Here is a 14,143-nt window from a genome sequence, read left to right as displayed (position 1 = left end):
GTATTTAAATTAATTTCAGGAAATCGGCAATGCAAAATATCGGGATGTCGTCAAAACTCAACAGCGTATGCTACGAAATCAGGGGGCCTGTACTCAAACATGCTAAGCGCATGGAAGAAGAAGGGCATAAAATACTAAAGCTTAATATTGGTAACCCCGCCCCATTTGGTTTTGACGCCCCTGATGAAATCCTTGTTGACGTAATCCGTAACCTGCCGACATCTCAAGGTTACTGCGACTCAAAAGGTATCTATTCAGCCCGTAAAGCGGTTGTTCAACACTACCAGAAAAAAGGCCTACGCAATCTTGACGTAGAAGATGTTTACATTGGTAACGGTGCTTCAGAGCTTATCGTTATGTCTATGCAAGCGCTACTGGATAATGGTGATGAAATCTTAGTTCCCGCTCCAGACTACCCACTATGGACAGCATCAGTGGCACTTTCTGGTGGTACTCCGGTTCACTACATGTGTGATGAAGATGCAGACTGGTACCCAGATCTGGATGACATGCGCGCAAAGATCTCACCGAAGACTCGCGGCATCGTTCTTATCAACCCGAACAACCCTACAGGGGCGGTTTACAGCCGTGATTTCCTACTGCAAGTTGTCGAGATTGCACGTGAACACGGCCTAATCATCTTCGCTGATGAGATTTACGACAAAGTCCTTTACGACGGCGCTGTACATACTTCTGTGGCAACGCTTGCTGAAGACGTACTGATGGTAACGTTCAACGGCCTATCTAAAGCTTACCGTGTTTGTGGTTTCCGTGGTGGCTGGATGTTCCTAACGGGCCCTAAACATTTAGCCAAAGGTTATGTTGAAGGTTTAGAAATGCTTGCCTCTATGCGTTTGTGTGCCAACGTACCAATGCAGCACGCAATCCAAACGGCATTGGGTGGCTATCAGAGTATCAATGAACTGATCCTGCCTGGTGGCCGCCTGCTTGAGCAACGTGATCGAGCATGGGAACTGATTAACAAAATCCCTGGCGTGTCTTGTGTGAAGCCAAAAGGCGCGATGTATCTGTTCCCGAAGATCGATACCGAGATGTACAACATCAAAGACGATCAGAAGTTCGTACTCGATTTCCTAAAGCAAGAAAAAGTACTGTTAGTACAAGGTACTGGCTTCAACTGGCCCAAGCCTGACCACTTCCGTATTGTGACTTTGCCACATATTGAAGACCTTGAAGTCGCAATTGGTCGCCTAGAGCGCTTCTTGCAGACTTACAATCAAGACGACCTTATCGAAGGTTAATCAGCACAAAGAAAAGTGGCTACAATTTGCTGTTTTAAAAGACTTTAACTTGTATTCATTCACTTCTATGCTTAAAAGGCTCCAGTTTAGGAGCCTTTTTTGTATCCGCTGTCTCGTACAGTTTGTGGCAAACAAAAAGTACGAGTGGAGCACTCTCTAGATAGGACACTTATGAAACAGAGCCATTTCTTCGCCCATCTCGCACGTATGAAGCTTATCCAGCGCTGGCCTCTGATGCGCTCCGTCTCAAGCGAGAATATTTCAGAACATAGCCTACAGGTCGCATTCGTTGCCCATGCCTTGGCGCTTATCAAAAACAAAAAGTTTGATGGCAAACTCAATCCAGAACACATTGCCCTAATCGGGATGTACCATGACACCAGTGAAGTGCTGACTGGCGACCTGCCAACGCCTGTCAAATACTACAATCCAGATATTGCCCAAGAGTATAAGAAGATAGAAGCCGCTGCAGAGCAAAGACTGCTTTCGATGCTGCCAGAAGAGTTTCAAGACGACTTCGCGCCTTTCTTAATCTCCGGCACCGCCAGCAAAGAAGAACAAAACATCGTAAAACAAGCCGACACTATCTGTGCTTATCTCAAATGTTTAGAAGAGCTCAGTGCAGGCAACCATGAGTATGAACAAGCTAAACGTCGGCTAGAAGAGACTCTCGAACAGCGCAAAAGTCCTGAAATGGACTACTTTCTCACCACCTTTGCTCCAAGCTTTGAATTATCACTAGACGAGATAAGCTAGCTGGGTATAAGTTGCTTGTAATTAGTTAAATAAAATCAATTTGATAGGTGATATTTTGAATTCTCAACTCGAACCTTCTTTTGTACTCGAACAAGAGTGGCAACATCGAAATGACGATGAACACAAAATAAGACGTGATGATCACCGCAGCCCTTATCAGCGCGACCGAGCACGCGTCCTTCACTCTGCCGCTTTTCGTCGACTACAAGCAAAAACTCAAGTGCACGGCACCACAGTGAATGACTTTCACCGCACGCGCTTAACCCACTCGTTAGAAGCGGCACAGCTTGGCACTGGTATTGTTGCGCAGCTCAAGAAAAAGCAACCTGAGTTTCGAGAGCTTCTGCCTTCCGATAGCCTAATTGATTCTTTATGCCTGGCTCACGACATCGGCCACCCACCTTATGGACATGGTGGTGAAGTCGCACTCAACTACATGATGCGTGAACACGGTGGCTTTGAAGGCAATGCCCAAACGTTTCGCATTGTCACACAGCTAGAGCCCTATACTGAACATCACGGAATGAACCTGTCTCGACGCACGCTATTAGGGCTAATCAAATATCCTTCGCTACTCAGTGAGGTTGAGGCAAAAGAGCAACCAGAGCCAGTTAAACATCAACGACAGCTCCGTGCCAAAGATTGGATGCCTGCGAAAGGTATCTACGATCATGACGAAGCACTCTTCAACTGGGTACTTGAGCCACTCTCAGCTAACGATCAACAACTTCTCAAACAGAAGAGAAAGTTGCACACAGAGCCACTCGAACATAACAAGACCAAATACAAGTCTCTCGACTGCTCCATCATGGAGCTTGCGGACGACATCGCCTATGGCGTGCATGATCTAGAAGATGCGATCGTGCTGGGTTCAGTGACTAAAGCACAGTGGGTTGAATCGGCTTATCCGCAGTTAAAAGAGATGGCTGATCCGTGGATCTGTGAACACCTAGATTCCATCACAGAGATGTTGTTTTCTGGCGAGCAATACCGCAGAAAAGATGCCATTGGTGGGATCGTTAACGCGCTGCTAACCAGCATATCGATTAAGCCCGTTGATGAAAGTTTTGAGAACGCACTGCTTGCCTACAATGCCGTATTGGAACCAAGCATGGATGCTACCCTCGATAAGCTGAAACACTTCGTCAGCGAATTCGTTATTCAGGTACCACAGGTTCAAGTTATTGAGTACAAAGGTCAGCAGATCATCATGGATATGTTTGAAGCCTTCAGCGCCGATCCTGAACGCCTGTTGCCACTGCCAATCAAGAAACAGTGGCTACAACATCAAGATGAATCAAGAAAGATGCGCGTAATTGCTGATTACATCTCATCAATGACCGACGACCTTGCACAAAAGATGCATCAACAGCTATTTTCAGCACATACCGAGTTCTAGCCTTACTCGCGATACTTGGACTCAGCACATTTAGACAAGTATTGGTGAGATTACGCTAAGTAATTTTTCTCAAATACGCCCGGCGGCATTTGATTGATTTGAAACTGAATCATTTGGTCAAATGCCGTTAGCAGCGGACTGAAATCTCGGTCACCTTCTAATAAATTCAGCAAATGGTACCCAGCTTCTACCGTCGACAAGCTATTTTCGCTTGGCGCTTTACGGATTCGGTAATTGCCTTTGAGATCTTTTGGTAGATGGACGGTACTTAGCGCATGCAAGTTGCTAGACACTTGCCACATCTTGAATGCCTTCTTCCAAGTTCCATCCAACAGAATCACACGCAGCTTTTTATTAGGGCGTGTTACAGACTCGACAGGCACAGAGTGTTCACTCGGGTACAAAATCACGTGCTGATATTGCTCATCAGCCAGCATGGTATTCAGTTGCTCATTGTCTGAAAAATCCTCACCGACGATCGTTACGCTGTTTTTTAAAGATAACGAGAGAATACGCGCGGTTCCCATCGGACGATGCTCTTCTGATGGGTGCTGAAGAATGATAAGCTCAACGTTCGATTCTAGTGGTGTAACCCACTGACAAATACAAGCTTTCAAAGCCTTGCTGCATTGGGGGCAATAACGAGACATGGATGTAATGTGTACCCTGTTTTAATTTTCACTTCACTTTTATGCGTCATATTCCAACTAGAGCCAGTGCAAGCTTGGGTCGTTTGGGATAAAAGTGCGATTGTCGATGGACAATGGTGGCGGATCCTAACAGGAAACTTTTCACATACCAACTACTCACACCTGCTAATGAATCTAGCAGGCCTGTGGATCATCAGCTACCTATTTCAACCGACACGAAAACAACTTATCTCTGCGTTAGCTTTGATCAGCTTAGTCACAGGATTGGCTCTGTTACTTTCAAGTATTCAGGTCTATGTAGGTTTATCGGGAACTCTGCATGGATTGTTTGGGTTATTCGCGCTCAGAGAGGCGTTAAACGGCAGGAAATCGAGTTGGCTGTTAGTATTAGGATTAGTCGCAAAGATCGCTTGGGAGCAGCTTGTTGGTCCTTCTAGCACAACTGGTGAACTGATTAACGCGAGAGTGGCCATTGAAGCCCACCTAGCAGGTGCACTGGCAGGCGGGTCCATGGCTATTGTTTCATTTTTCGTGAGTAAAAAAGCGAACTAAAGCAGTATCCTTCCGCGATTCTTTTCAACCGTAGCCTCACCAATCCCTTTTACACTCACCAAGTCGTCAGCACTAGCAAACGCGCCGTGCTCAGTTCTGTAGTCGACAATATCTTTAGCTTTCTTATCGCCCACGCCTACCAGTAACGCTGATAGTTCCTCTGCGGTCGCGGTATTAATGTTTACCGTAATCTCAATGCCATCATAAAGCTCAGCCTTGGTTGGGCTGTCTGCAAATACTGTAGGGCTTAAGAAAATCAAAAATGAAAGAAGTAATGTTGAATATAGAGTGCGCATAATCCATTCCTTTGTGAAAAAAGGTAACTTATGCGTTTGCAGCAAGAGATAACATGATCGCCAGATAAAAATAAAGCGGGCCACCTAAGTGACCCGCTTTGTTATACATCTTATTTTCATCAGCTTGCTTGTTGGCTCACAAATCTGTTTTGGAGTTCAACTAGCGAGATAATTGATGATTATTGACCTTGGCCTACAACGTAGTATTCAACGTCTGCGTTTTTACGTAGTACGTTTAATACATTAGTCAGATCTTGCTGGTTACCAACACGCTCTAACTGAGCACCGATTTGAGTGCTGTATGCAGGGTTAATTTCAGCCGTTACTTTAGACAGCTCTACAACAACGATGTTGCCGTTTTGGTCTTTAGACTGGCCGAATACCACTTTGCCTTCTTCTGGCTTCGCTAGAGCGAACACAGACGCAGCTAGTGGAGAGTTACGGTCAATTGTCTCAAGCTCAGTGAACTCAAGGTTGTTTTCCGCTAGTACTGCTTCGTTACCAGCTTTAAGGTCGTTAACTAGAGAAACACCTAGCTCAACAGCTTGCTCTTCCGCTTTAACAGCAGATAGCGCAGCCACAACTTGATCTTTCACTTCTTCAAGAGGAAGAACTGTCTCATCACGAGTCTCTTCAACACGTACAACGATTACGTGCTCAGGAGCGACTTCGATAACTTCAGAGTTTAGACCATCTTCTTTCACTTCAGGGCTCAAGATAGCTTGCATTACTGCAGGCGTCTTCAACACTTCAGGTGCATCTACTTGAGAGATGAAATCTGTTGTTGTGATCTTAGCGTTGATAGCTTCTGCAGAATCATCTAGTGAGTCAGGGAATTCAAACGCTACTTTTTCTAGCTCAGTTTGCATTTCGTAGAACTGATCTACTGCGTGTTGGTCTAGAAGTTCTTGCTTAATCTCCGCTGCTACTTCTGCGTATGGTTGAGATTCGGGCGTTTTTAGTTCGTCTAGCTTGATGATGTGGTAGCCGAAGTCAGACTTAACCAAACCAGTAGTATCACCAACGTTCTGAAGTGCGAAAGCTGCCTCTTCAAATGCTGGGTCCATAACATCACGTTCGATCCAACCTAGGTCACCGCCAACGTCTGCACTACCGAAGTCGTCAGATTTATCTTCCGCTAGCGTAGCAAAATCAGCACCTGCATTTAGCTCGTCTAGGATTGCTTGCGCTTTCGCTTCGTCGTCGCCTTCAACAAGGATGTGACTCACTTTACGTTGCTCTGCCGTTGAGTACTTATCTAAGTGCTCTTGGTAGTATTTTTGTGCTTCTTCGTCGCTTACTTCAAGCTGAGACTTAAGTGCTTCAGCAGAAAGTTCAATGTAAGACACTTTAGCTTGCTCTGGACGAGTGTAAGCTAGAGGGTTTTCAGTGTAGTACTGTTCGATTTGCTCGTCAGTTAGTTCAACGTTTTTCGCAAGGTCAGCAACAGAAAGAGTTACTGTACGAATATCACGAGTTTGTGCAATTAACTTGCTTTGCGTGTCGATTTCGCCTTGAAGAACAAACTCACTGCCTTGAAGTGCAGTCACAAGCTGGTTACGCATTAGGTCACGACGCATGTATTCAGCGAAGCTTTCTGCGCTGAAACCTGCACGACGTAGTGCTGCTTGGTAAACTTCTTGGTCGAATTGACCCGCAGTTTGGAACTGAGGCATTTCTAGAATCATTGTACGGATTTGAGAATCACTGATTCGTAGGCCTAGAGACTCTGCTTGCTGCTCAAGTAGAACGTCGTTGATCATGCGATCAAGTACTGATTTACGGAAAGACTCTACGTATGCAGGGTCTGCAAGCATTTGAGCAAAGTAATCGCCAAGCTGAGATTGCATGCGATTACGTTCGTTTTGGTAAGCTTGTTCGAACTCACCACGACCGATTTCTGTATTGCCAACTTTAGCTGCTGCGTTGTTACCGCCACCGGTGATGTAGCTGCCTACACCTGCGAATACGAATGACAGGATAATCAACCCAAGGATAATTTTTACCGCGATGCTATTCACGCCTTCGCGTAATCGATCCATCATAATTTAAGTGCTCTCCGGATATGAAGCATTGGCTTCAAAATAAAAATCTATTCACGCGATATTATCAGAAAAAGAAATGCGCATCAGTAGGATGCGCATAATTTAAATTAGTTCAATGTGCTTCGCACATATACTGTTTAAGAATGAAACATCATTTTTCAAACAGTAAACGCATTTTACTGCCTTCCCCTCTTTCAAACAGAGGTTTCAGCAGTAGAAATTAGTTACATGCGTCTTTAAGTGCTTTACCCGCTTTGAAGCCAGGTACTTTAGCTTCTGCGATTTGGATCTCTTCACCAGTTTTTGGGTTACGACCTGTACGAGCTGCACGAGTACGAACACTGAAAGTACCAAAGCCAACAAGTGCAACTTGATCGCCTGATTGTAGCGTTGTACCAACTGCTTCGATGAATGCGTCTAGAGCGCGGCCAGCTGAAGCTTTAGAGATGTCTGCGTTTTCTGCGATTGATTCTACTAGTTGTGTTTTATTCACTGTTTTTCCCCTATGTGTCATCTGTGACTACTTCTCGATGACTGTACGTTCCATTTTGGTTTTAATTTAGCCGCAAGCCTTATTGCAAAAGGGCTGCCGCTTTGATCAATAACTTAGCGTCCAAAAAAAACGCTGACAAGCCTTTTCGGGCCTGTCAGCGTAATTCTTTACTTATTTTTGCTATGCATCACTATTTTTTCACGTCAAACTCGACCCCTGACGGATCTCGTTCTAGCGCTACTTTCAGTACTTCATCAATCCACTGAACCGGGATCACCTTCAAGTCAGCGATTACGTTGTCTGGAATCTCTTCCAAATCACGCTCGTTGTCTTTCGGAATCAGTACTGTTTTGATGCCACCACGGTGCGCAGCAAGCAGTTTTTCTTTCAGGCCACCGATAGGTAGAACTTCACCACGCAGGGTAATTTCACCTGTCATACCTACCTCAGCTTTCACAGGGTTACCCGTTAAGCTAGAGACAAGTGCAGTACACATCGCGATACCCGCACTTGGGCCATCTTTCGGTGTTGCACCTTCTGGTACGTGAACGTGAATATCGCGTTTCTCGTAGAAATCTGAGTTGATACCCAGTTTTTCAGCACGAGAACGAACCACGGTCATCGCAGCTTGAATAGACTCTTTCATCACATCGCCAAGAGAACCGGTTTGCGTTAGCTTACCTTTACCCGGCATTGCTTCGGTTTCGATAGTTAGCAGATCGCCACCAACTTGAGTCCACGCTAGGCCTGTTACCTGACCAATACGGTTGCTCTCATCCGCTTTACCGAAGTCGTGACGCTGAACGCCTAAGTACTCTTTCAGGTTATCCATGTTAACCGTTACAGACTTAAGGTCGCTGTCTAGCAGGATGTTCTTCACTGCTTTACGGCAGATCTTAGAGATTTCACGCTCTAGGCTACGTACACCCGCTTCACGCGTGTAGTAACGAATAATGCCGATGATTGCAGAGTCTTCAATCTCAATTTCGTGAGGCTTAAGACCATTGCGCTTAACTTGCTTGTCCAACAAGTGGCTCTTAGCAATATTCAGCTTTTCATCTTCTGTGTAACCAGACAGACGAATCACTTCCATACGGTCCAGTAGCGGGCCAGGAATATCCATCGAGTTAGAAGTCGCAACGAACATAACGTCTGACAGATCGTAGTCTACTTCTAGGTAGTGATCGTTAAACGCGTTGTTTTGCTCTGGATCGAGTACTTCTAGCAGTGCTGAAGATGGGTCGCCACGCATATCAGAAGACATCTTGTCGATTTCATCTAATAGGAACAGTGGGTTCTTAACACCAACTTTAGACATCTTCTGGATTAATTTACCCGGGAGAGAGCCGATGTAGGTACGACGGTGACCACGAATCTCTGCTTCGTCACGAACGCCACCTAGTGCCATACGCGTGTACTTACGACCTGTAGCAGCTGCGATAGAGCGACCTAGCGAGGTTTTACCTACACCTGGAGGACCAACAAGACAAAGGATTGGACCTTTCAACTTATTGATACGGTTCTGCACTGCCAAGTATTCAAGAATACGTTCTTTAACACGCTCTAAGCCGTAGTGATCTTCGTTTAAGATCTCTTCCGCTTTCGCTAGATTCTTCTTAACTTTTGAGCGCTTAGCCCAAGGAACGCCAACCATCCAATCGATGTAGCTACGTACTACTGTTGCTTCAGCAGACATTGGTGACATCATTTTCAGTTTTTGCAGTTCTTGCTCGGTTTTTTCACGAGCTTCTTGAGGCATTTTTGACTCTTCGATCTTCTTCTTCAGAGTCTCGAATTCGTCTGGAGCGTCGTCCATCTCGCCAAGTTCTTTCTGAATCGCTTTCATTTGCTCATTCAGGTAGTACTCACGCTGAGATTTTTCCATCTGCTTTTTAACACGGCCACGGATGCGTTTTTCAACCTGCAGGATATCAATCTCTGATTCCATTTGGCCCATCAGGAACTCTAGACGCTCAGTCACATCTAGAATCTCTAGTACGTGCTGTTTGTCTACCAGTTTAAGTGGCATGTGTGCTGCGATGGTATCTGCAAGACGAGCTGCTTCATCAATCCCATTCAGAGAGGTTAGAACCTCTGGTGGAATCTTTTTGTTTAGCTTAATAAAGCCTTCGAATTGATTGATCGCGCTGCGAACAACCACTTCTTGTTCTTTTTCGTCAAGTTCTGAGGTAACAACGTATTCGGCATCCGCTAGGAAAAATTCACTCTCTTTGAACTCGTGAATTTTTGCACGTTGCTGACCTTCAACAAGTACTTTAACCGTACCATCAGGGAGCTTAAGTAACTGAAGAATGGTAGCGACAGTACCTACTTTAAATAGGTCGTCAATTGAAGGCTCATCAGTGTCCGCTTCTTTCTGCGCAACAAGTAGTACTTGTTTGTTAGCTTCCATTGCCGACTCTAGGCAAGTAATCGATTTTTCACGACCAACAAACAATGGAATAACCATGTGTGGGTAAACCACTACATCACGTAGAGGTAGCACGGGGATTTCGATACGCTCGGAACGTTCCAAGTTCATATATTTCTCTCTTCCGCTTTAACTTATAAAGCAGTATATGGGGCTTAAACGACTGGATTCAATGGAAGAATAAAAAAAAGGAGGTAATTGCTTACCTCCTTTTTCAATTTGAGCAACTTGTCTAAAAAAGACCTACTCTGCAACAGCTGCTTGATTGTCTGAGTTGCTGTAAATCAACAGTGGTTCTGACTCACCATTGATTACCGACTCATCAATCACAACTTTGCTTACATCAGTTGAAGATGGCAGTTCGTACATCGTTTCTAGTAGAACACCCTCCAAGATAGAACGTAGACCACGAGCACCCGTTTTACGGCTCATCGCTTTCTTAGCAATCGCACGTAACGCGTCTTCGCGGAATTCTAGTTCTGTATCCTCTAGCTCAAATAATGCTGCGTACTGTTTAGTAAGTGCATTCTTTGGCTCACAAAGGATTTGGATTAGCGCTTCTTCATCAAGCTCTGTCAGTGTTGTCGTAACAGGTAGACGACCAATGAATTCTGGAATTAGACCGTACTTCACTAGATCTTCAGGTTCTACTTGAGTGAACAGTTCACCAATAGTTTTGGTTTCGTCTTTTGAACGCACTTCAGCGCCAAAGCCGATACCTGAACCTGTTTCTACACGCTGTTCAATCACTTTATCTAGGCCGGCAAATGCACCACCACAGATAAATAGGATCTTAGACGTGTCCACTTGCAAGAACTCTTGCTGTGGATGCTTACGACCACCTTGTGGTGGAACCGAAGCAACTGTACCTTCAACAAGTTTTAGTAGAGCTTGCTGTACACCTTCACCAGACACGTCACGCGTGATTGATGGGTTTTCAGCTTTACGAGAAATCTTATCGATTTCATCGATGTAAACAATGCCGCGTTCCGCTTTCGCTACGTCGTAATCACATTTCTGAAGCAACTTCTGGATGATGTTTTCAACATCTTCACCCACGTAACCCGCTTCGGTTAGTGTGGTTGCGTCTGCCATTGTGAAAGGAACGTCTAGGAAACGAGCCAATGTTTCAGCCAGTAGCGTTTTACCACTACCGGTAGGACCGATAAGAAGAATGTTACTCTTACCTAGTTCTACGCCTTCAGCTGTCGTATCACCATTACGTAAACGCTTGTAGTGGTTATATACTGCAACTGCTAGCACTTTTTTCGCGTATTCTTGACCGATTACATAGTCATCAAGGTGCTCACGAATCTCACGCGGCGTTGGCAGCGATTCAGATTCTTTCTTAGGAAGAACATCTTTGATTTCTTCACGAATAATGTCGTTACAAAGATCGACACATTCATCACAAATGTAAACAGAAGGACCTGCGATTAACTTGCGAACTTCGTGCTGGCTTTTGCCACAGAAAGAGCAGTAAAGCAGTTTACCGCTACCACCCTCTTTGCTTTTATCTGTCATTCGCTAACCTCTTAGCCTTTACTCTCTATGGTTTGAGTGTATATCAATTTGCATCACTTTGCGTCAAACAATTGCCCTGCAATTATTGACCGCGGTGATTAAGAACTGAATCCACTAAACCGTATTCTACTGCTTGATCAGCAGACATGAAATTGTCACGATCTGTATCACGCTCAACAACTTCTAGAGGCTGACCAGTGTGCTCTGCCAATAGTTTGTTTAGCTTTTGTTTGATCGTTAGGATCTCTTGCGCGTGAATCTGAATATCAGACGCTTGGCCTTGGAAGCCGCCAAGTGGCTGGTGAATCATTACGCGTGAGTTTGGAAGCACGTGACGCTTACCTGGAGTACCACCCGCTAGTAAGAATGCACCCATAGAACAAGCTTGACCCATACATACTGTGCTCACGTTTGGCTTGATGAACTGCATTGTGTCGTAGATTGACATACCTGCTGTTACGCTGCCGCCCGGCGAGTTGATGTAAAGGTAGATATCTTTGTCTGGGTTTTCAGATTCCAAGAAAAGCAGTTGAGCCACGACAAGATTTGCCATGTGGTCTTCCACTTGACCTGTTAAGAAAATGATTCGTTCTTTTAATAGACGAGAATAAATATCGTAAGAACGTTCACCACGGGAAGTCTGTTCAACCACCATAGGAACTAGTGCGTCCATAATCGATGGCATTGTATTTTTTTCTTGGTAGCTCATATTCTTATGTCCCTAAAATAAATGGCCCGAATGATAAAATCATACGGACCATTGTTAGCAGAATTGTTGACCGTACGTCAACCTTCTACGTCAGATATTACTATATTAAGCAGGTTGCTGATTCATTAGCTCGTTGAAGCTAACTTCTTTATCAGAAACTTGAGCTTTAGCGATGATTGCATCAATAGCTTGCTCTTCTAGAGCAACGTTGCGCATGTTGTTCATCATTTGCTCGTTTTGCTCGTAGTAAGCAATAACTTCAGATGGATCTTCGTATGCTGTAGCCATCTCTTCAATGATAGCTTTAACTTTCTCGTCGTCAGCCTTTAGCTCTTCAGTCTTGATTACTTCACCAAGTAGAAGACCTACAACTACGCGACGTTTAGCTTGCTCTTCGAACAGCTCACGTGGAAGTTGGTCAGCAGCTTCAGTGTTGCCACCGAAACGTTGAGCAGCTTGTTGACGTAGAACACCGATCTCTTGATCGATTAGAGCAGAAGGTACGTCGATGTTGTTTTCGTTAACTAGACCGTCGATAGCTTGCTCTTTGATGCGGTTCTTAACAGCTTGCTTAAGCTCACGCTCCATGTTCTTACGAACTTCAGCTTTAAGACCTTCAACGCCGTCAGTTGCGCCGAACTTAGCAACGAATTCTTCGTTTAGTTCTGGAAGTTCACGAGCTTCAACTTTGTTTACTTTGATTGCAAACTTAGCTGCTTTACCTTTTAGGTTTTCAGCGTGGTAATCTTCTGGGAAGTTTACGTCGATTTCGAATTCCATACCTGCTGTTTTACCAACGATACCGTCTTCAAAACCAGGGATCATGCGACCAGCGCCCATCTCTAGTGGGAAGTTCTCAGCTTTACCGCCTTCGAACTCTTCACCGTCGATAGAGCCAACGAAGTCGATAGTTGCACGAGAACCAGCGTCAGCTGCAGTGTCAACTTCAGTCCAAGTTGCTTGTTGCTTACGTAGAGTTTCGATCATCTCTTCAACGTCTGCGTCTTTAACTTCTACTGCTGGCTTCTCAACAGTGATGTTTTCTAGACCTTTCAGCTCAACTTCTGGGTAAACTTCAAAAGTTGCGTTGAATACTAGGTCAGCGCCTTCGTTGTTTTCAACTGGTGCGAAAGTTGGTGCGCCAGCTGGGTTGATTTTCTCTTTAACGATCGCTTCGATGAAGTGACGTTGCATTACTTCGCCCATCACGTCTTGACGTACTGCTTTGCCGTACATTTTAGCAACCATCTTCATTGGCACTTTGCCTTTACGGAAACCATCGAAACGACGGTTTTTCGCGATGTTGCGTAGTTCAGCTGTAACTGCATCTTCGATGTTAGCAGCAGGAACAGTAATATTAAGACGGCGCTCTAGGCCTTCTAGCGTTTCAACAGTAACTTGCATTATATAAACCTCAAAACTGGCTCAGTAATCTGAGCATATGAGCCGTAACTTAGCTTTAATTCAAAAGCCGACGTTGTTGGCTGCATCCTTGTGTAGTGCTCTATCCGAACACCTAATTTAAAATCGAGCATTGATGTTTGAATTGATCATTCAACCAAACACCAGACTAATCAGCGATATCTTCATCTTCACATACTTGTTAAAAGCTCAGTTTTCACTCGCTATTAAAAAGCAGCGAAGCTTGTTTTCGGAAACAAGAAAGGTATCTCCGATTAGCCTCAGGACAGAAATTTTAGACGCGACATTCTAGCGATCTGTTTAATCTCTGTCGAGCCGTTCACCTCTGCTTGATGATGAATGCTCTAAATTCGTCCAACTAAATGATACAAAAACGTTCAGAACATCACTTAGCACAACAGAAATGGGGACAATAGCGACTTTTTCAAGGGAATCGAGGGCTTTTTTTGCTAAAAACCTTAAAAAGAGATCTTGCTCTTGTTTTACCCCTCAGAGTCGATAACTTTTTCAACAATCTCCGTTACAAAGCCTTAACCTAACTCCATCTACTAGCTCTCTATTTTCAGTAAAAACTACCGCTAATTGCTGTGATGAATGAGAGAAA

General features: G+C 44.6%; 12 protein-coding genes and 1 pseudogene. 4 read left to right on the top strand and 9 right to left on the bottom strand.

Going from position 1 to position 14,143, the window contains the following annotated elements:
- Nucleotides 1-29: 29 nt before the first annotated feature.
- The 3 genes from L1D55_RS16435 (at nucleotide 30) to L1D55_RS16425 (ending at nucleotide 3,417) form a co-directional block, all read left to right on the top strand.
- Nucleotides 30-1,262, top strand: coding sequence for a pyridoxal phosphate-dependent aminotransferase (locus tag L1D55_RS16435; RefSeq protein ID WP_004739935.1), 1,233 nt, complete (start codon nucleotides 30-32; stop codon nucleotides 1,260-1,262).
- A 171-nt stretch (nucleotides 1,263-1,433) separates the two neighbouring features.
- Nucleotides 1,434-2,018, top strand: a complete 585-nt coding sequence (gene yfbR / locus L1D55_RS16430; protein ID WP_004739934.1) for a 5'-deoxynucleotidase — start codon at nucleotides 1,434-1,436, stop codon at nucleotides 2,016-2,018.
- A gap of 55 nt (nucleotides 2,019-2,073) precedes the next feature.
- Nucleotides 2,074-3,417 carry an anti-phage deoxyguanosine triphosphatase gene (locus L1D55_RS16425; protein WP_239918154.1) on the top strand — a complete coding sequence of 448 codons (1,344 nt, stop codon included), beginning with the start codon at nucleotides 2,074-2,076 and terminating at the stop codon, nucleotides 3,415-3,417.
- A gap of 50 nt (nucleotides 3,418-3,467) precedes the next feature.
- Here the strand turns inward: L1D55_RS16425 and L1D55_RS16420 are convergent, their stop codons facing one another.
- The gene (locus tag L1D55_RS16420) at nucleotides 3,468-4,067 is read right to left on the bottom strand and encodes a DTW domain-containing protein (RefSeq protein WP_239918153.1); all 600 of its coding nucleotides are present in this window, start codon (nucleotides 4,065-4,067) and stop codon (nucleotides 3,468-3,470) included.
- A gap of 9 nt (nucleotides 4,068-4,076) precedes the next feature.
- On the opposite strand from L1D55_RS16420, the gene rrtA reads away from it, so the two are divergent.
- Complete coding sequence (rrtA, locus tag L1D55_RS16415; RefSeq protein WP_239918152.1) at nucleotides 4,077-4,619, top strand: rhombosortase; 543 nt, start codon at nucleotides 4,077-4,079, stop codon at nucleotides 4,617-4,619.
- Here the strand turns inward: rrtA and L1D55_RS16410 are convergent.
- The 8 genes and pseudogenes from L1D55_RS16410 to L1D55_RS27700 form a co-directional block, all read right to left on the bottom strand.
- Complete coding sequence (locus L1D55_RS16410) at nucleotides 4,616-4,915, bottom strand: helix-hairpin-helix domain-containing protein (protein ID WP_239918151.1); 300 nt, start codon at nucleotides 4,913-4,915, stop codon at nucleotides 4,616-4,618. The two genes, rrtA and L1D55_RS16410, sit on opposite strands and share 4 nt — an antisense overlap.
- Before the next feature lie 179 nt (nucleotides 4,916-5,094).
- Nucleotides 5,095-6,960 (bottom strand): peptidylprolyl isomerase, encoded by a 1,866-nt coding sequence (gene ppiD, locus L1D55_RS16405; protein WP_239918150.1) that lies wholly within the window; start codon nucleotides 6,958-6,960, stop codon nucleotides 5,095-5,097.
- Between the two features lie 220 nt (nucleotides 6,961-7,180).
- Nucleotides 7,181-7,474, bottom strand: a complete 294-nt coding sequence (locus L1D55_RS16400) for an HU family DNA-binding protein (RefSeq protein ID WP_012604504.1) — start codon at nucleotides 7,472-7,474, stop codon at nucleotides 7,181-7,183.
- A gap of 169 nt (nucleotides 7,475-7,643) precedes the next feature.
- Nucleotides 7,644-9,995 (bottom strand): endopeptidase La, encoded by a 2,352-nt coding sequence (lon, locus tag L1D55_RS16395; RefSeq protein WP_061033661.1) that lies wholly within the window; start codon nucleotides 9,993-9,995, stop codon nucleotides 7,644-7,646.
- 132 nt (nucleotides 9,996-10,127) lie between these two features.
- Entirely contained in the window at nucleotides 10,128-11,408 is a 1,281-nt protein-coding gene (gene clpX, locus L1D55_RS16390; RefSeq protein ID WP_008220631.1) for an ATP-dependent protease ATP-binding subunit ClpX, read from the bottom strand.
- 82 nt (nucleotides 11,409-11,490) lie between these two features.
- Nucleotides 11,491-12,117, bottom strand: coding sequence for an ATP-dependent Clp endopeptidase proteolytic subunit ClpP (gene clpP, locus L1D55_RS16385; RefSeq protein ID WP_004736080.1), 627 nt, complete (start codon nucleotides 12,115-12,117; stop codon nucleotides 11,491-11,493).
- Between the two features lie 105 nt (nucleotides 12,118-12,222).
- The gene (tig, locus tag L1D55_RS16380) at nucleotides 12,223-13,521 is read right to left on the bottom strand and encodes a trigger factor (protein ID WP_004739926.1); all 1,299 of its coding nucleotides are present in this window, start codon (nucleotides 13,519-13,521) and stop codon (nucleotides 12,223-12,225) included.
- Between the two features lie 318 nt (nucleotides 13,522-13,839).
- Nucleotides 13,840-14,022: pseudogene (locus L1D55_RS27700) on the bottom strand (hypothetical protein); the annotation flags it as partial.
- Between the last annotated feature and the right edge of the window lie 121 nt (nucleotides 14,023-14,143).

Origin of the sequence: Vibrio sp. Isolate22, from assembly GCF_022398115.1 — a bacterium.
Classification (GTDB): Bacteria; Pseudomonadota; Gammaproteobacteria; order Enterobacterales; family Vibrionaceae; genus Vibrio.
This window is presented reverse-complemented; position numbering and strand designations above follow the sequence as displayed.